The following is a 17,710-nucleotide window of genomic DNA, read 5'->3' as shown; positions in this document are numbered from 1 at the left end:
TATAAGCGCCGGCACGGGCGAAACAGGTGACGGTCATCTTACGGCCGCCCGGTCCCGCGGCCGCAGCAGCGACAGTGCCGCGGCCGGGAACACCAGCACCGAAAGCAGCCCGGCGCAGACGAGCGCGGCCGCGGTCACCGGCGTCATCAGTCCGGTGAGGACACCGATCTGGGTGGCCGTCACCAGGAACGGCAGCGACGTCGCCTGCAGCAGGCCGGCCGCGATCGCCTGCCGCAGCCCGGATTCGCGGGCGAAGAGCAGCGCCGGGACCCCGCGGGCCAGCAACAGCGCGGCCAGGAACAGCGGAACCCTGGCGAGCGCGGCCGCGTCGGCGAGCAGCCCGGACAGGTCGAGGCGCAGGCCGCTGGTGACGAAGAAGACCGGCACCAGGAAGCCGTACCCGATGGCGTCCAGCTTGACCCGGAACCGCGGGTGCGACGCCGAGTCGCGGTCGAGCAGGCCGACGACCGCGCCCGCCAGGAACGCCCCGAGAATGCTTTCGAGGCCGAAAGTTTCCGCCAGTGCCACGAACGCGACGAGCAGCGCGACGGCCGCGCGGACGCGGATCTCGGCCGTGGTGTCCTGCAGGCGCACCAGGGTCGCCCCGAGCCGGCGCGACCGGCCGGCCAGCGCGATCACGGCGGCGGTCACGACGACCAGCCCGCCGAACGCGGCGAGCAGCACCAGCCGCGCGCCCGTGCTGCCACCGGAGGCCGAAAACAGCAGCGAGACCAGCAGGACGGCGGCGAAGTCGGCTACCGAGGAGGCGGCGATGACCGCCTGCCCGAGCCCGCTTTCGGCTTGCCCGGCGTCCTTGAGCACCGGCACGACCAGGCCGAGCGACGTCGCCGAGAGCGCCACGGCGACCAGCAGCGGGCTGCGCACCCACCCGGCGGCGGCGAACCCGGCACCGGCGGCGAGCCCGAGCGTCAGCGTCAGGACGTATCCCAGCAGCGCGGCCCGCAGCGCCCGCCCGCGCAGCCGGTGCACGTCGATCTCCAGCCCGGCCAGGAAGAGCAGGAAGGCGAGCCCGAGCAGGGCGGCGATCTGCACCGGCAGGTCCGGCTGCACCCAGCCGAGCCCGGACGGCCCGAGCGCGATCCCGGCCCCGATCTCCAGCACCACGGCCGGCACCCGCAGCTTCGGCACGAGCCCGAGCAGCAGCGGCGCGGCGAGCGCGATGGCCGCGACCGCGAACAGGTTGACGAAGCCGACGCCGGGCACGGCTCAGCGGTATTCGGGGTTGGCGAAGTCGAACCGGCAGCCGGCGTCCCATTCGCTGCGCTGGTTGCCGTGCGCGGGGATGCCGCCGGCGTCCTTGAGCATCCGGGCGAGGTGCAGCAGGTTCCACGTCATGAACGTGGTGTTGCGGTTGGTGAAGTCGTTCTCCGGGCCGCCCGAGCCCGGGTCCAGGTAGGACGGTCCGGGCCCGGCTTCGCCGATCCAGCCCGCGTCCGCCTGCGGCGGGATGGTGTAGCCGAGGTGCTGCAGGCTGTAGAGGACGTTCATCGCGCAGTGCTTGACACCGTCTTCGTTGCCGGTGATGAGGCAACCGCCGACGCGGCCGTAGTAGGCGTACTGGCCGGCGTCGTTGAGCAGGTGCGAGCACGCGTACAGCCGCTCGATGACCTGCTTCATCACCGAACTGTTGTCCCCCAGCCAGATCGGCCCGGCGAGCACGAGGATGTCGGCCGCCAGCACCTTCTCGTAGATGGCCGGCCAGGCGTCGGCGGGCCAGCCGTGCTCGGTCATGTCCGGCCAGACGCCGGTGGCGATGTCGTGGTCGATCGCCCGCAGCACCTCGACCCGGACGCCGTTCTTCTCCATGATCCCGCGGCTGACGTCGATCAGGCCGTCGGTGTTGCTGGGCTCCGGCGAGCGCTTGAGGGTGCCGTTGAGGAACAGGGCGCGCAGGTCGTCGTAGGTCGGCATGGTCGTCCTTTCGGAGGAGTTCGGGCACACTGCTTCGACGGCAGGCTCAGTGCCCGGAACCGGCCCGGGCGTTACACGAGGAGTTCGGATGGACTGGGAACCGACCCGAAGGTCCCTGCACGGCGTGGCCGAGCTGCTGCTGGCCGGCCCCCAGCACCGCGCGACGGGCCGCATCGACCTGTCGGTCACCGACGGCGGCTTCGCCACGGCAGCCGGGCCCGCGCTGCGCGTCGAGGGTGCCGAGCTGGTGGCCGGTGACACCCGCCTGCGGCTGGCCGGGCGGACGTACGCCGAGGTCGCGGCGGAGGCGGGGATCGAAGCGGGCGCCCCGGCGGGGGTCTATTCCGGGGGTCCGGGCATCCGGCCGGACGAGCCGATCGTCTTCGCCGCCGACGTGCTGGCCGCGCTGGTGCGGGCGTTCACCGAGGGCGACCGCGCGCTGCGGGCCTTCGCGCCGGAGTCGGTCCCGATCCTGTGGCCCGAGCACTTCGACGTCGCGATCTCGGTGGCGGAGGTGAACTACGGGGTCTCCCCCGGCGACGGGTACGTCGGTGAGCCGTATGCCTACGTCGGTCCGTTCACCCCGCGGGAGGGCGGCTTCTGGAACGCACCCTTCGGCGCGGCACGCGCGGTGTCGGAGCTCGGCGACGCGGCCGCGATCGCGGCGTTCTTCGAGGAAGGCCGCACCGCTTTGTGATGAGGCGAGCGCCGGTCAACGGACGATCTTGGCCGAGCCGAATCCGAGCGGGTACCGGCCGACGTTGTACCCCTTGGCCGGCCCGTTGAGGTTGCATTCGATGTTGATCCGCGCAGCTCCCTGCAACGGGAAGGAGATGTGTTTCACCTCGGACGGCTTGACCGTGTCCTGCCACAGGACTTTCGTGCCGGTCAGGATTTTCAACGTGCACGGGATCTCCTGCTGGACTTCCGGTGACGGATCGGCGTCGTTCACGCCGATCGTGGCGTCGAAAGTGCGGTAACCGCCCACTGCGAACGGTGCCAGCGTCTTCCCCATGCCGAAAATGCACCCGACTTCGATGCTGTCCGGGTAGAAAGTGCCATCCAAGGTGAGGGCGGGGTTCTGGTTCAACCCGCGGCTGTCGCCGACCTTGATGTCGGAGAGGAACATCTCGGAGGGTTCCTCGGTCGGGGTTCGGGTCGGCGACGACGTGGTCGGCACGGACGACGCCGTCGACGAGGTCGTCGGTGTCGGATCACGATCACCACAGCCAAGACGCCCAGCACGCGGAGTGCCGACCATGCTCCGTGGGGAATCGGCGAACCGGTGCGCGGGTGGAAAACCCTTCGCAGCAGCAGTTCGCCGTGGGTTGTGGCGGCAACCAGGAGACCGATGCCGATCACGACGATGCTGAGACCCGCGACAATGATCGCAGTGGTACCCGAATTCACCGCGCTCCTCGCGACTGGACAAACGGAGTGGTCGTCGGTACACCCATCGAATTTTGCCCGAGTGCTGTTACGAAGCGTCCCTCGATCGTGTCTCGGGGCGCCGAAACGCGGCTCGCCGTGGACTGCGGATCGTCGCGCTCTTGCTTCCGATCCGATGGATCACAGCCGGCAGCCGGACCGCTCGCTGACCGGCCCGGCTCAGATCCGGTACGACCGCGCCGCGAAGGTCAGGCCGCTCGCATAGCCTCCCCACCGCACCGACCCCGGTCGTGGACTGTCCAATGCGGACAGCGGGAACTCCGCGCTCTGCGCCACCACCGACAGCCGGACCGGCCCTCGCACCGTGAGCGTCACCTCGGCCCCCTCCTGCGGTGGTGCGGAAAGCGTCAGCCCCCAGCGCCAGTCGCTCTCCGTGGACGGCCGGTTCGTTCCGCCCGGGAACGTCGCATTCCCGACCGCCGCCTGGACGACCGAGCCCGCGGCGTACAGCACCACCCGCGTCGGGCGGCCCGTCACCGAAATCCGCAGCCGGACCCGGCGAGCGTCACCGGTTGCCGTCTCGCCCACGACCTTCACCGTGGCCGCCGGTACCGGGACCACCGGGGCCGGGCCACTGCGGATCCCCTCCGAGCCGGACAACCCCGGGAACCGCTGCTCCAGCCCCGGATCGTCGTGCGGGGCGCGCTGCTCCACCCACGCGCCCGATCCGTCGCCCTCGGTCGCCCACAGCGCCTGGTTGCGGTCGGCGTCCAGCGCGTACACCAAGCTCGCCTGGGCCGGGTCGCCCGAGTCGGCCGCGGCGCCGGCCACCACCAGGCCCGTCCCGGCCAGTGCCACGACCGCCGCCACCGCCAGCGCCGGCCGGGTGGACGGCGGCGTCCGCCACGCCGGGACCACCGTCACCGCCGCCAAACCCAGCAGCAGCAACGGAACCGCCGCCAGGGCGAGCCCGACCGTGCCGAACAGCAGCCACCCGAGCGGGGCCACCAGCACCACCAACGGCACGCCGGACAACCAGGTGACCGCGGCCCGCCACGGCGACTCCGGCGGCAACCAGGCCGTCACCGCCAGCCCGGCAGCCCGGGCCAACGCCGGCCAGGTGAACACATAAGCCGCCCCCGGCAGCAGCAGCGCGGTCGCCACCGCGAGCACCGCCAGGATCGCCGTCCCACCCGCCGCGACCTCGGCCGGGCGGGCCCGGCGGGCCGGCCACAGCAGCCACAACGCCGACACCACCAGCACCAGCAGCATCAGCCCGACCCGCGCGAGCACCGGGTCGTACGGGTCGCCGCCGAGGAAGCGGCCGTCGCCCGGGTCGGCCAGCAGCAGCGCCTGCCACGCCAGCCAGCCGATCGCCGCCCCGGCCACCGGCACCAGCAGGGCCGCGCCCGCGTACCGCGCCGACGCCGCCAGGCGCAGCCGGCCGCGGCGGCGGGCGAACCACACCGCCGCGGCCGCCGCGAGCAGGGCCAGCGCCGCCGGCGGCAGGACCGCTCCGGCCGGGTAGCTCACCAGGAAGCCGAACACCGTGAAGTACTCCGCCTCCCCGGTGAGTGCCGGGACGCCGTCCGCCAGCGTCCTGGTCGCCGCCAGCACCGTGTTCCCCATGTCCTGCAGGCTCGCCGGGTCCACATGGGACAGGTCGTCCAGCTCGGAGTGGTACGGCGCGCTGCCGTCGATCATCGCGAAGTTCAGCCCGGTGTGGGCCGCGCCGCGGAAGACCGTGAAGTCGGTGTCGTTCGGCAGCAGCCGGTACACCTCGCGGGACAGCGACGTCGCCAGCGGCGTACCGGCCCGCACCGCCGGCATCAGCGCGGCGCTGTGCGGCCCGGTCTCGAACATGATCGTCCGGCCCGTCGTGCCCCGGGCGTCCAGGTTCAGCACGACGTCCCGCGCCGGGTCCCCGGCCAGGCCCGCCTCGGTGAACGCCCGCGCGCCCAGCAGCCCGGCTTCCTCGCTGTCGGTGAACAGGAAGGTGACGTCGGCCCGCGGGGCCGGTCCCGAGGTCAGCGCCCGCGCGATCTCCAGCAGAGTCACCACGCCCACGCCGTCGTCGGTGGCGCCGGGGCCGATCTCCACCGAGTCGTAGTGGGCCACCAGCAGCACCCGGCCCGCCCGCGCGGTGCCGGGCAGCGTCGCGGACACGTTCTGCACCCAGCCGTAGGTGCGCCCGCCGTCCCCCGCGCCCGCCCGCTGCACCGACGGCCGCAGCCCCAGCTCGGTGAGCCGGACCACCAGCCGGTCCCGGACCTGCTCGTTGGCGGCCGACCCGGCCGGGTGCGGCTGCTCGGCGAGCTGCGCCAGCTCGGCCTGCGCCCGGATCGCCGAGAAGCCGGCCGCCGGCGCGTTCGACGGCCGCGGCGCGGGCGCGATCGCGCTCTGCAGCACGGAAAGCACGCCGAGCAGCAGGACCAGCGCACCGGCGGCCCACGCGGGCCACGCCCGACGCACAACCGGCCGCTCGTCGGGAGTGGCGAACCGGGGATCGGGTTCCTTCACCGTGGTCAGGGTGGGCTCCTCACAGGAGCCGGAGCCGCTGGCCCCGGCCGGCTTTCTCCGCCTGGGCGCGGACTTCGGCGAACAGCGCCACGTCCAGCACGCCCAGGCCGAACGGGTTGACGACGACGTAGCCCTCCTCGACCGGCTTGGCCGGTTCGGCCAGCAGTTCGGCGATCGTCGCGGTGACCGAGGGCCCCGCGGCGGCGGCCGGGGCGATCCGGCCCTCGCCGATCAGCCGGCCCAGCGGACGGCGCGGGTTCTCGACGATGAGCTCGAGATCGTCGATGTACAGCGCGCGGGCGCCGATCAGCACCTCGTCGGTCAGGTCGCCGAGGGAGACGTTGACCAGCAGCGCCCCCGGGGCGATCCACTCCTCGCGGACGTAGCCCTCGGACGCGGTGGTGAGGAAGAAGACGACATCACGGCCCGCCATGGCCTCCGGGACGCCCGGGGCGAGGGTGACCCGCAGCCCGGGGTGCCGGGCGGTCAGCGACCCGGCCAGAGCTTCCGCGGCGGCGGTCCGCTCGTCGAAGAGGGTGACGTCGGTGACGGTGTCCGTGCGGGACAGCAGCAGGGCCAGGTGGAGCCGGGCCTGGGTGCCGCAGCCGACGACACCGACCCGCTCGGCGGCGCCGTAGCCGGCCGCGTCGACGGCGAGGGCGCTGACCGCCGCGGTGCGCACGGCGCTGAGGACCCCGACCTCCATCACCGTGGTCACCCGCGCGGTTTCGGAGTCGAAGCACAGGCCGAGCCCGCCCGCGCGCTCCATGCCGAGCTCCGGGTTGGTGACGCTGGCGTTGATGATCTTCATGCCGAAGTCCCGGCCCGCCACCGCGCCGGGCATGCCGATCGAGCGCGTGTAGGCGCCCTTCCCGTTGTGCCACGCCAGGTACGCCTCGCCGGGCAGGGTCGTGTCCCCGGCGCCGTGGGCGAGGAGGGCGTCGCGGACGACGCCGACCGGGTCGCAGTCCGCCAGGCACTCGACGACCTCGTCGCGGCGGAGGAAGAGCAGGGACTCGGGCCGGGGCTCGGCCAGTGCGCCGGTCAGCCAGGAACTCATGACCTCATCACCGTTTCGCTCGGGGACAGGGGCTCGGCCGGGCTGAGCCCGTAGGTCCGCTCGACCCAGTCCGAGTCGTAGATCGTGCTCAGGTAGCGGTCGCCGAAGTCCGGCGAGATCGCGACCACCGTGCTGCCCGGCGGGATGCGCTCGGCGTAGCCGCGGATGGCCCGGACCACCGTGCCGGTGGAGCCGCCGACGAGCAGCCCGATGCGGCGCGACAGCTCGCGGCACTCGCGGATCGTGTCGATCTCGCGGATCCGGACCAGGTCGTCGGGTGCGGTCGGGTCGCAGATCTCGGGGTGCCTGCTGGTGCCGAGGCCGGGGATGTGCCGCGGGCCCGGCGCCTGCCCGAAGGTGACCGAGCCGACCGAGTCGGCGGCGATGATCCGGGTGGCCGGGGACGCCCGGCGGAAGGCTTCGACGCAGCCCATGAGCGTGCCGGCCGTGCCGACCCCGACGAACAGGTAGTGCACGTGCGGCACGGCGGCCAGGATCGAGCGCGCGGTGAGCCGCGCGTGCACGCCGGGGTTGGCCGGGTTGGCGTACTGGTTCACCCACACCAGGTCCGGGTCCTCGCGCAGCAGCCGCTCGATGAGCCGGATCCGGGTGGCCAGGAACCCGCCGTTCTCGTCGCGGTCGCGCACGGTCAGCACGTCCGCGCCCATGGCCCGCATGTGCTCGATCGCCTGCGGGTTGGTCACCGGGTCGACCACGCAGGTGAACCGGTAGCCGCGCTGGGCGCAGACCAGGCTCAGGGCCACCCCGAGGCTGCCGGACGACGACTCGACGATCCGCCCGCCCGGCCGCAGCCTGCCGTCGCGCTCGACCGAGTCCACCAGGCCGAGCGCGGTCTTGAACTTGATCGACCCGGCCGGGTTGAGGCCCTCGATCTTGAGGATGACCCGGCTGCCGGGCAGGACGTCGGGCAGTTCGAGGAACACGTCGTCGAACACGAGCTCGGTGGCGTCGCGGTGGATGCGGGTCATCGGCAGCCGATCCGCAGGGCGGGGGCGCCCGGGCCGAACGGGCTCGCGCCGGGGTCCGCGAGGCAGCCGGCCAGCACGGTCAGGTAATCCTCCGCCAGGTCGGCGGCGCGCTGCCGGGAGAAGTCGCGGCAACGGTAGGTGACGTACAGCGTCGCGTGCTCGTCGTCGTGGCCGAGGCGCACGGTGAGCGGCCGCTCGGCGTACGGCCAGCGCGGCGGCAGGGGCTCCAGGGCCGGCCCGGCCCCGTCGGTCGCCGTCTCGCGGTCGACGCCGAACTCGAGGTGGTCGAACAGCTCCCGGGGCACGTCGGCGTGGTCGAGGTCCTCGGCGAAGCGGTCCCGCACGGTGGCCAGCAGAGTTTCGAAGGACGGGTCGCCCGCCAGGTCGAGCCGGCTCACCATCGGGTGGGAGAAGTCGGCGATGAGCCCTTCCACCTCGGCGCGGTCGCGGACCGCGACCGGGACCGGGACGGCGACGTCCCGGACGCCGCCGAGCCGCGCGAGCAGCACCTGGAACGCGGCGAGCGCGGTGACGAACACCGTGACGCCGTGCGCCCGGCCGACCGTGCGCAGCCGCGCGAACAGCGCGTCCGGGACGGCCGCAGTGTGCAGGTCGCCCTGGTGCGCGGGCCCGTCGAACGGCGGGGAGTCCGACGGGATCGGGACGGCCGTCGCGCCGGCGAGCCGGGTGCGCCAGTACCCGGCCGTCGCCGCGGGCCGCTCCCGCTGCCACAGCACGTAGTCGGCGTACTGGATCGGCAGGGGCGCCAGGTCGCCGCCGAGGTAGGCCTCGGCGAGGTCGGCGAGCAGCACCTCGGTGGCCCGGGCGTCGGCGATGACGTGGTGCAGCACCACGACGACGATGTGGTCGTCGGCCGCCAGCCGGAGCACCCGGAACCGGAGCAGCGGGCCGGTGCGCAGGTCCATCGCCGGTTCCAGGGCGGCCAGGGTCTGGGCGGCGAAGTCGTCCTCGGTGGCTTCGACGACGGTCACCGGCACGTCCATCGCCGGGTGGACCACCTGGACGACGTCGTCGCCGTCCGGCTCGAACGTCGTCCGCAGCGTCTCGTGCCGCCGGACCACGGCCGCGAGCGCGCGCTCGAGCGCGGGCACGTCCAGCGCGGCGCGCAGCCGGAGTCCACTGAGGACGATCCGGTCCGGCCGCGCCGGGTCGCGCCACGCCTTGACGCACGCCGCGGCCTGTCCCGCGGACGCCGGGAACCGGGCCGGCCCGGCGGGGCGCGGCCGGCGCGGGATGCCCTGGTCCTTGCCGCGCAGCCGGCGCAGCAAGGCGGCTTCCAGCTCGGCGCGCGAAGTCGTTTCAGCGGGTCCCACGCCTCACCCGCCCTGCGGCTGGTGGGTGCGGCCGAGGTCGGTCGCGAACGCGCGCAGCAGCGCGTCGGGACCGGGGATGAACCCGTAGTGCGGCCCGGGCAGCAGCCGGAACGAGGTCTCGCCGAGGTCCGACCAGTCGTGGAGCAGCTCGTGCGGGACTTCGACGTCGGCGTCCCAGCCGAGCACGGAAGCCGGACAGGGCAACGGGTCCGGCGGGCTGACCCCGTACGCCTTGTGCGCGTCCACATCGGACAGCAGCACCTCGAGGCTCAGGTCGACCATGTCCGGGCGCGGGACGCCGCCGAGCTCGGTGATCAGCGTGACGACCTCCGCGCGCAGCTCGTCCTCGGACATCTCCAGGAACCGCCCGTGCGGGCCCTTGTGCGGCGCGACCTGGGAAGACACGAAGAGACGGGTGGGCACCGGCAGGCCGCGCCGCTGGAGCCGCAGCGCGGTTTCGTAGGCGACGAGGGCCGAGCTGCAGTGCCCGAAGAAGGCGAACGGCCGGTCGAGGTAGGGCGCGAGGGCGTCGCAGAGCGTCTCGGCCAGGGAACCGAAGGAGGAGAACGGTTCCTCCCGCATCCGGTTCTCCCGCCCCGGCAGCTGCACCGGGCAGAGCTCGATGTCGGCGACCCTGGCCGGCCACTGCCGGTACATGCTGGCGCCGCAGCCGGAGTACGGCAGGCAGAACAGCCGGACCCCGGCGTCCGGGGCGGGTTCCCGCAGGAACCACCGGGGACGGCGGGGCGCGCGGGTGGCGGTCACGAGTCCTCCTTCACCGACGCCGCAGGGTCCTGGTCGAGCATCCGCTGCAGCACCATCGGGGCCAGGGTGGCGATGTCGACCCGGGTGGTCAGGTCGCGGACCCGGAACTCCACGCCGAACCGCTCGCGGATCCGGTTGCGCAGCTGGATCAGCGACAGCGAATCGCCGCCCAGCACGAAGAAGTCGTCGTCCAGCCCCACCCGCTCGGCGCCCAGCAGCTCGCCGAACACCTCCTGCAGCTCGAGCTCGATCGGCGTTTCCGGGGCGCGGTAGGCGGCCTCGGCGGGTTCGGGCTGCGGCTCGGCGGGCCGTGCCCGCGGTGGCTCGCGCACGGCGGTCAGGTCCACCGCGGCGTCGGGGTCGGCGACCAGGCAGGCGAGGACATCGACGAACGCTTCCGCCAGTTCCACCGCGGTGGCCTCGTCGAACAGGTCCCGGGCGTACTCCAGGAAGGCCCGGTACGCCCCGGTGCCGTCCGGTTCGAGGTCGAGGGCCAGCTCGTAGCCCGCGGTGCGGGTGTCCGCCCGCAGCGGCTCGAAGGCCAGGCCCGCGGCCCGCAGGTCGACCGGGGGCTGGTTCTGCAGCACCAGCATCGCCTGCGCCTGCGGGGTGCCGGCGGCGGCACCCCGATCCTCCCGCAGGATCTCCAGCGCCAGCTCGAACGGGAACTCCTGGTGCTCGTACGCCCCGGTGCAGGCGGCCCGCACGCGGGCGACGAGGTCGCGGGCCGAAGGCGCGTCCCCGAGGTCGACCCGCAGCAGCAGCGGGTTGACGAAGAACCCGATGAGGTTCTCCACCTCCGGCCGGACCCGCCCGGCCATCGGGGAGACCACGGTGATGTCGCGCTGGCCGCTGTAGCGGGCCAGCAGCACGTCGAAGGCGGCGAGGAAGACCATGAACGCGGTGACGCGCTCCGCCCTGGCGAACGCCTCGACCTGGTCGACGAGGGCGGCCGGGACCGCGAAGACGTGCGTGGCGCCGTCGGCCGAGGGGACGGCCGGGTGCGGCCGGTCGGTGGCCAGCGTGAGCGCGGGAGCCCCGGCGAGGCTGTCCGCCCAGTACGCCCGGAGCGCCTCCAGCTTGGCGCCGGTCAGGTTTTCCCGTTGCCACACGGCGAAGTCGGCGTATTGGATGGGCAGTGGCGGCAGCGGGGGTTCGCGCCCCTCGCGGTAGGCGACGTAGCAGGCGGCCAGCTCGGCGACGAAGATCGCAGAGGAGAGCCCGTCGGTGACGATGTGGTGCATGGTGAGCACGGCGATGTGCTCCTCGGGCGCGGTGCGCAGCAGCGCCAGCCGCACCAGCGGGCCCCGTTCGAGGTCGAACGGCACCCGGACCTCGGCGGCGACCGCGGCCTCGGCGCCGGCCGGGTCGACGTCGGTGACGCCGATGGTCAGCACCGGCGGCGCCCCGATCACCTGCACCGGGCCGTCGTCGTCGAGCTCGAACACGGTGTGCAGCGCCTCGTGCCGGGCCACCACGGTGTTGAGGCCGCGTTCGAGCGCGTCCCGGTCGAGCTCGCCGGCCAGCCGGACGGCGGCCACCACGTGGTAGGTGGCCTGGCCGGGGTCCAGCTCGTTCTCCAGCCACATGCTCTGCTGGGCGAACGAGGTGGGCACGACGAAGACGTCCTGCTCTTCTTCCTGGAGGTCGGTCATCGGCTCCGCTCCTGTGCGCGGGAGGACGCCGGCCGCTTGCGGCGGTGTGCCGAGCGGTCCAGCGCGCGGATGGGCGCGGCCGGCGCTGCTTCTCCGGGCACCGCCTCCGGGCCCGGGGCGCCGCGGCCGTCGAGGTACTCGGCGACCTCGGCGACGGTGGGGGTCTGGAACAGCTGGCCCAGCGGCAGGTCGACGGCGAACTCCTCGCGCAGCCGGTCGACGACGAGGGCACCCATCAGCGAATGCCCGCCCAGCGCGAAGAAGTCGTCGTTGATCCCCATGTGGTCGACGCCGAGGATGTCCGACCAGATGGTCAGCACGGTCTTCTGCGTGGGGGTCCGCGGCTCTCCGGAGTCCACTTCGGACTCCGGGGCCGACCCGGCCGGCGCGGTGAAGGCGGCGGTGTCGGTGGAGCCGTCGGGCCGGTACGGCCACGCGGTCACCGGTACCACCGACGCGGGAACGGCGTTGAGCGGCAACCGGTCCCGCAGCCAGCCGCGGACGACCGCGGGCATGGTCCTGGCCCACTCGGCGAAGGCGGTGTCCCCGGTCAGCGGGCCGGGGCACGCGCCGGCGGTGACGGCCGCGGCGAGCACCCGCGACAGCGGCGCCGCGGCACTCCCCTGCCGGCGCAGGGCCACGGTCAGCTCGGCGAACCCGCCCCCGGACGGCCCGGCCGCCGCGTCGAAACCCAGCCCGGCCGCGGTGGCGACCACCTCGGCCGGGTCCACCCCGGCGTCGGGGGCGTCGAGGACCGTGCGCACTTCGCCGGCGGTGTCCGCGGTGGCGAGCCGGGCGAGCGCCGCCGCCACCCCGGTCAGGCCGGCCACCGGGATGCCGTGCAGGACGACGAGGTCCGGTCCGTCGGCCAGCGCGTCGGCGAGTCCTTCGCGGGTGACGTCCGCCCAGTCCAGCTCCCGCACGGGCGGCAGCGGGTCGTCCTCGCCTGCCACGTGCAGGACGACGTCGAACCGGAACCGGGTCAGCTCGCTGGGGTGCGTCCCGATCCGGCGCAGGACGGCGACGTCCCGCACCCCGGGCAGCCGGGTCGCCACCGCGCGGAACCAGTCCGGGTGCAGGGCCAGGCCGCCGGTGGTGGCGGCCCGCCGGGCGAGCGCCTCCCGCAGCCGGGACGCGGGCGCACCGACCGGGAGCCGGGCGGCTTCGGCGGCCAGGTGCGCTGCTTCCCGTGCGGTCAGGTCCGCCACGTCGGAAACGAAGACGGTGCCGCCGGGCCGGGTCGCCCGGACCGCTTCGGCGAGGATGCGCTCGAGGTAGGCGGGGCCGGGGCAGTAGCCGGCCAGCCCGTTGACCACGACGGTGTCGAAGTCCCCGCCGAGGCCGGTGAGGTCGTCGGGCGGCAGGTCGGCCAGCTCGACGACGCCGGCCTTGGCGGCGAGCCGGTCGCGCTGCCGCTCGATCGAGCGGCGGGCGCGCCCGGAGAGCTCGGTCGCCCGGTAGGCGTCGCAGCGCGGAGCGAGCTTGAACAGCAGCTGCCCGTTGCGGCAGCCGATCTCCAGCACCCGCCGCGGTCCGGTGTCCAGGATGTGCCGCACGCCGCCGTCGAGCCACTCGCGCAGCGCGGCCGCGGGCAGGTCCGCGCCGCTGTCCGGGCTCCGCCAGCCGGTGAGGTTGAGCAGCGGGTCGCTTTCCGGGTCCCGCGCGAGGTAGTCCTGGACGAACCGCTCGCGGCCGCCGTCGCCGGCCACCGGAGCGGTCTCGGGCACGACGTGCGCGACGAGTTCGCCCGCCTCGGTGCGGGCGAGGTGGGCACGGGACACCGCCGGGTGCGCGGTCAGCTCCGCGACGACGTCGCCGAGCTCGGCCGGTCGTCCGTCGACCCAGGTGCGGCCGGCCGGCTTGCCCAGGACCTCCAGCTCGCCCCGGACGTTCCAGCGGGCCCGGTCGCCGGTGGGCACCAGCACACCGGACGCGAACACGTGGAGATCGCCCGCCACGCCGTCGGGGACGGGTTCGCCGCGCTCGTCGCGCACCTGCGGCCGGGCGCCCAGCGGGGTGCCGGCCGGGATCCGGCCGGACGGCACCGGGGCGGCCGGGTCCACCACGTGCGCGGCCACCGGGCCCACCTCGGTGAGGGAGTACAGGTTGACCAGCTCGCTCCCGGGGAACGCGCGGGCGAACGCCGCGACGGCGTCCGGCCACAACGGCTCGCCCGTGCTCAGCACGCGGGCCGCGCTGATGTCCGAAGTGGACAAATGCGCCGGGGTGGTCAGCAGCAGGTCCGCCTGCCCGGAGCCGAAGACCACCGTGGCACCCGGCCACAGCAGGGCGGTGACGAGCAGATCGGGACTGGCACCGGGTGACACGGCGATCGTCCTGGCGGGGAACCGGTCCGCCAGCGTGCGGGCCCGGGCCATCAGGTCGGCAGCGGAGTGGGTGGTCAGCGTGCCGCCCCGCGAACGCAGGCACACCGCGGCCGCCTCCGGCGCGGGCAGCGGGTCCGTGCCGGCGGAGCCGAGCGTGGCCACGTCGACGGCCGCGTCCCCGAACCGGTCCGTCAGGGCCGCGGTGGTGAGCACCCGTTCCGCGGCCGCCTCGGTGATCGCCGCGGTGAGCTCGGCGCGGCTCAGGCCCGGGTCCAGCGGCAGCGCCACCGCCCCGGCCGCGAGGACGGCGGGCAGCGCGACCGCCAGTTCCGCGTTGTGCGGCAGGCAAAGCGCGACCACGCTGCCTTCGGTCACGCCGTGGTGGTCACGCAGGTCCCGGGCGAGCGAGGTGACCTCCGCGCGGCTCGGCACCACGTCCACCGGGGGCGCCACGGGAGCCGCGGGGACTTCGCCGGCCGCGGGTTCGACGGGGGTGACACCGAGCGGCAGCCGCCACACCGGGGTGTCCGGGTCGGCGACCGCGGCGGCGAGCACCGCGTACACCGAATCCAGCAGCCGCCGCACGTAGGGCTCGTCCATGATGTCGGCCGCGAACCACAGCTGCCCGGTGATGGCGCCGTCGTCGGCCGGGGTCAGCTCGAACTCGAGGTCGAACCGGGCCTTGCCGGTGTCGAGGGTGAGGATGTCCACGGCGAGCCCGGGCACCCGCAGCTCCTGCCACGGCGTGTTGTGCAGGCCCAGCATGTGCCGGATGAGCGGGGTGTGCGCGCTGGCCTCCCGCTCGGGGTTGATCTCCTCGATGATCTTCTCGAACGGCACGTCCTGGTGGGCGTACCCGTCCACGGCTTCCTGGCGGCAGCGGCGCAGCAGCTCGCGGAAGGTCGGCTCGCCGGTCAGCTCCACCCGCATCGGCAGGGTGTTGACGAAGCTGCCGACCATCGACTCGATCTCACTGCGGTTGCGGTTGGCGACCGGCACGCCGACCACCAGGTCCTGCTGCCCGGTCCACCGCGAGAGCACGGTGGACACCGCGGTCAGCAGCACCATGAACAGGGTCGCCCGCTCGGACTCGCCCAGCGCGGTGAGCCGGCCGACCAGCTCGGCCGGGACGTGCACCTCGCACATGCCGCCGTCCCAGCTGCGGTCGGCGACCCGCAGCCGCCCGGTGGGCAGGTCAAGTGCGTGCGCGCCGGTGAGCCGGGTGCGCCAGTACTCGAGGTGCTCGTCGAGCGCGCCGGTGGCCTGCCAGTCCTGCTGCCACAGCGCGAAGTCGCCGTAGTGCAGCTCCGGCTCGGGCAGCGCAGGCGGCCGGCCCGCGGCGTAGGCGTCGTACAGGGAAGCCAGTTCCTGCAGCAGGATGCCGAGCGACCAGCCGTCGGTGGCGATGTGGTGCTGGCTGAGCAGCAGCAGGTGCTCGTCGTCGGCCACGCGCAGCAGGGCCGGCCGCAGCAGCAGGTCCTTCGTCAGGTCGAAGGGGCGGTCGACTTCTTCGGCGTACCGGGCGCGCACGGCTTCGTCACGGGCAGCCGGGTCGAGCTCGCGAAGGTCGGCGACGGGCATCGGGACCGGGCCGGGCGGGTTGACCCGCTGCACCGAGGTGCCGGCGTCGACGAGGTGGAACGTCGAGCGCAGCACCTCGTGCCGCCGCACCAGTTCGTCGACGCAGCGCTGCAGGACGGCCGGGTCGGTGTGCCCGCGCAGGGTGGCCGCGCCGACGATGTTGTACATCGTGGACGCCGGCTGCAGGCGGTGGAAGAACCACATGCGCTCCTGGGCGAACGACAGCGGCAGCGCCGACCGGTCGCCACCGCGCGCCACGATCGGGGACTCCCCGCGGTCGACGCCCTCCTCGTCGAGCATCCGGTCCAGGAGCTTGCGCTGCTCCGGACTGAGCCAGTCGTTCCCCATGGAGTCGAACCACCTTCGTTCCGAAGAGATCCCGCGCACGAACATCGGTGGGGCCCATCCTTCCCAGCCCACCGGACGGCGGTAGTCGGTGACGTCCCGGACGCCGCCGGGCCCGGGGTCGTTTCCCCGACTGGCGCCCCGGGCCGCGCCGCCGGGACGCTGGCCACCGACCCCGGACACGAGAGGCGGACATGTCACTCCGGACAGGGATCCAGCCGGTGCACCGGTGGGTCGAGCAGCGGGCCGCCGAGACCCCGGACGCGGTGGCGGTGCTCGCCGACACCGATTTGAAAGCGGTGTCGCGCACCTACCGCGAGCTCGACGAGTCGGCCAACCGGATCGCCCACTGGCTGCGGGCCAAGGGCGTCGGCGCCGAAAACCGGGTGGGCGTCCACCTCGACCGCGGCCTCGACCTGATCGCCGTGCTGCTCGGCGTCTTCAAGGCCGGCGCGGTCTACGTGCCGCTCGACCCGCACCTGCCCGCCGCCCGGCTGGCCCACGTCCGGGCCGACTCGGCGCCCGCGGTGACGCTCACTTCCGGCGCTCTCCCGCTGGACGGCGCCCTTCCGGTGGAGGCGCTGCACGCGGATTGGGCGAACTTCCCGGCCACGCGGCCGGACGTGCCGTACCTGGGTGCGGGTGCCGCCTACGTCGTCTACACGTCCGGGTCGACCGGGACGCCGAAGGGCGTGGTCGTGCCGTACGAGGCCCTCGCGACCCAGCTGGGGTGGCTCTGCACCCGGTTCGGGTTCGGCGCGGACGACGTCGTCCTGCACAAGACGCCGCTGGCGTCGGACCCGTCGCTGTGGGAGCTGCTGGTGCCGGTGATGAGCGGCGGACGGCTGGTGCTCGCCGAGCCGCTCAACCACGGCGACCCGGCCTACCTGCTGGACGTGCACGACCACTACGGCGTCACCGCGTGCGACTTCTTCCCCTCGCTGCTGCGCCACTTCCTGGCCGAACCGCGGGCCGCCGAGCGGGCGGCCGCGCTGCGCACGGTGATCTGCGGCGGCGAGGAACTCAACGCCGAGCTGGCCGCCCGGTTCGCCGAGGTGCTGCCCGGTGCCGCGCTGTACAACCTCTACGGGCCGACCGAGGCGACGATCGCGGTCACCCTGCACGAGGTCGCGCCGGGTGCGGCCGACCCCATCCCGATCGGGCGGCCCGTCCCGGGCACGGAGATCCTGGTGCTCGACCCGGCGGGCGTGCCGTGCCCGCCCAGGGTGACCGGCGAGCTGGTCATCGGGGGTGGCCAGCTGGCGCGGGGCTACCAGGGACGGCCGGCGCAGACCGCGGAACGCTTCGTGCCGCACCCCGCCCGCGCCGGGGAACGCCTGTACCGCACCGGGGACCGGGCCCGGTGGCGGCCGGACGGCGTCCTGGACTTCCTCGGCCGGCTGGACCACCAGGTCAAGATCCGCGGCCACCGGGTGGAACCCGCCGAGGTGGAGGCCGCGCTGGCCGCGCGGCCCGAGATCGCCCAGGCGCTGGTGGTGGCCCGGCCCGCACCCGGCGGCGGGCACCGGCTGGTGGCCTACCTGACCCGCGCGGCGGGCGCGCCGGAGCTGCCGGTCGCGGCACTGCGGCGGACGCTGGCCGGGCAGCTGCCGCCGGCGATGATCCCGGCCGTGTTCGTGTGGCTGGCCGAGTTCCCGCTCACCGCCGTCGGCAAGATCGACCGGGCCGCGCTCCCGGCCCCGCCCGGGTGATGGCCACCACCGAATCCGGGACCTCCGCCCCGCACCCCGACAGCCCCGGCGGCCCCGGCGGTTCCGCCACGCGACCACCGGCCTCGACCGAGCCCGCCACC

The 17,710-nt window shown here is 74.2% G+C and carries 12 protein-coding genes; 2 read left to right on the top strand and 10 right to left on the bottom strand.

Annotated elements, in window-relative coordinates; genetic code table 11:
• Positions 1-33: 33 nt before the first annotated feature.
• Positions 34-1,224: a cation:proton antiporter gene (locus tag ABZX11_RS14690; RefSeq protein ID WP_354913227.1), complete on the bottom strand. Its 1,191-nt coding sequence runs from the start codon at positions 1,222-1,224 to the stop codon at positions 34-36.
• A gap of 3 nt (positions 1,225-1,227) precedes the next feature.
• Positions 1,228-1,932 (bottom strand): flavodoxin family protein, encoded by a 705-nt coding sequence (locus ABZX11_RS14685; protein WP_354913225.1) that lies wholly within the window; start codon positions 1,930-1,932, stop codon positions 1,228-1,230.
• Between the two features lie 88 nt (positions 1,933-2,020).
• Here ABZX11_RS14685 and ABZX11_RS14680 point away from each other — a divergent pair, with 88 nt between their 5' ends.
• On the top strand, positions 2,021-2,629 hold the full coding sequence (locus tag ABZX11_RS14680) for a hypothetical protein (RefSeq protein WP_354913223.1): 609 nt from the start codon (positions 2,021-2,023) through the stop codon (positions 2,627-2,629).
• Positions 2,630-2,644: 15 nt separating this feature from the next.
• On the opposite strand, the gene ABZX11_RS14675 is transcribed toward ABZX11_RS14680, so the two are convergent.
• The 8 genes from ABZX11_RS14675 to ABZX11_RS14640 form a co-directional block, all read right to left on the bottom strand.
• Complete coding sequence (locus ABZX11_RS14675; protein ID WP_354913221.1) at positions 2,645-3,112, bottom strand: hypothetical protein; 468 nt, start codon at positions 3,110-3,112, stop codon at positions 2,645-2,647.
• Positions 3,113-3,540: 428 nt separating this feature from the next.
• Positions 3,541-5,841, bottom strand: coding sequence for a M20/M25/M40 family metallo-hydrolase (locus ABZX11_RS14670; protein WP_354913219.1), 2,301 nt, complete (start codon positions 5,839-5,841; stop codon positions 3,541-3,543).
• 19 nt (positions 5,842-5,860) lie between these two features.
• Entirely contained in the window at positions 5,861-6,901 is a 1,041-nt protein-coding gene (locus ABZX11_RS14665) for an ornithine cyclodeaminase (protein ID WP_176171502.1), read from the bottom strand.
• Positions 6,898-7,890: a 2,3-diaminopropionate biosynthesis protein SbnA gene (gene sbnA / locus ABZX11_RS14660; RefSeq protein ID WP_354913217.1), complete on the bottom strand. Its 993-nt coding sequence runs from the start codon at positions 7,888-7,890 to the stop codon at positions 6,898-6,900. Before sbnA ends, ABZX11_RS14665 begins: the two co-directional genes overlap by 4 nt.
• Positions 7,887-9,224: a condensation domain-containing protein gene (locus tag ABZX11_RS14655; RefSeq protein ID WP_354913215.1), complete on the bottom strand. Its 1,338-nt coding sequence runs from the start codon at positions 9,222-9,224 to the stop codon at positions 7,887-7,889. Before ABZX11_RS14655 ends, sbnA begins: the two co-directional genes overlap by 4 nt.
• Before the next feature lie 3 nt (positions 9,225-9,227).
• On the bottom strand, positions 9,228-9,989 hold the full coding sequence (locus ABZX11_RS14650) for a thioesterase domain-containing protein (RefSeq protein ID WP_354913213.1): 762 nt from the start codon (positions 9,987-9,989) through the stop codon (positions 9,228-9,230).
• Complete coding sequence (locus ABZX11_RS14645; RefSeq protein ID WP_354913211.1) at positions 9,986-11,644, bottom strand: condensation domain-containing protein; 1,659 nt, start codon at positions 11,642-11,644, stop codon at positions 9,986-9,988. The genes ABZX11_RS14650 and ABZX11_RS14645 overlap by 4 nt, the downstream gene beginning before the upstream one ends.
• Positions 11,641-15,900 (bottom strand): condensation domain-containing protein, encoded by a 4,260-nt coding sequence (locus tag ABZX11_RS14640; RefSeq protein ID WP_354913209.1) that lies wholly within the window; start codon positions 15,898-15,900, stop codon positions 11,641-11,643. Before ABZX11_RS14640 ends, ABZX11_RS14645 begins: the two co-directional genes overlap by 4 nt.
• Before the next feature lie 191 nt (positions 15,901-16,091).
• On the opposite strand from ABZX11_RS14640, the gene ABZX11_RS14635 reads away from it, so the two are divergent.
• On the top strand, positions 16,092-17,609 hold the full coding sequence (locus tag ABZX11_RS14635; RefSeq protein ID WP_354913207.1) for an amino acid adenylation domain-containing protein: 1,518 nt from the start codon (positions 16,092-16,094) through the stop codon (positions 17,607-17,609).
• Positions 17,610-17,710: the final 101 nt, after the last annotated feature.

The organism is Amycolatopsis sp. NPDC004169, assembly GCF_040610315.1.
In the GTDB taxonomy this organism is placed as follows: Bacteria; Actinomycetota; Actinomycetes; order Mycobacteriales; family Pseudonocardiaceae; genus Amycolatopsis.
This window is presented reverse-complemented; position numbering and strand designations above follow the sequence as displayed.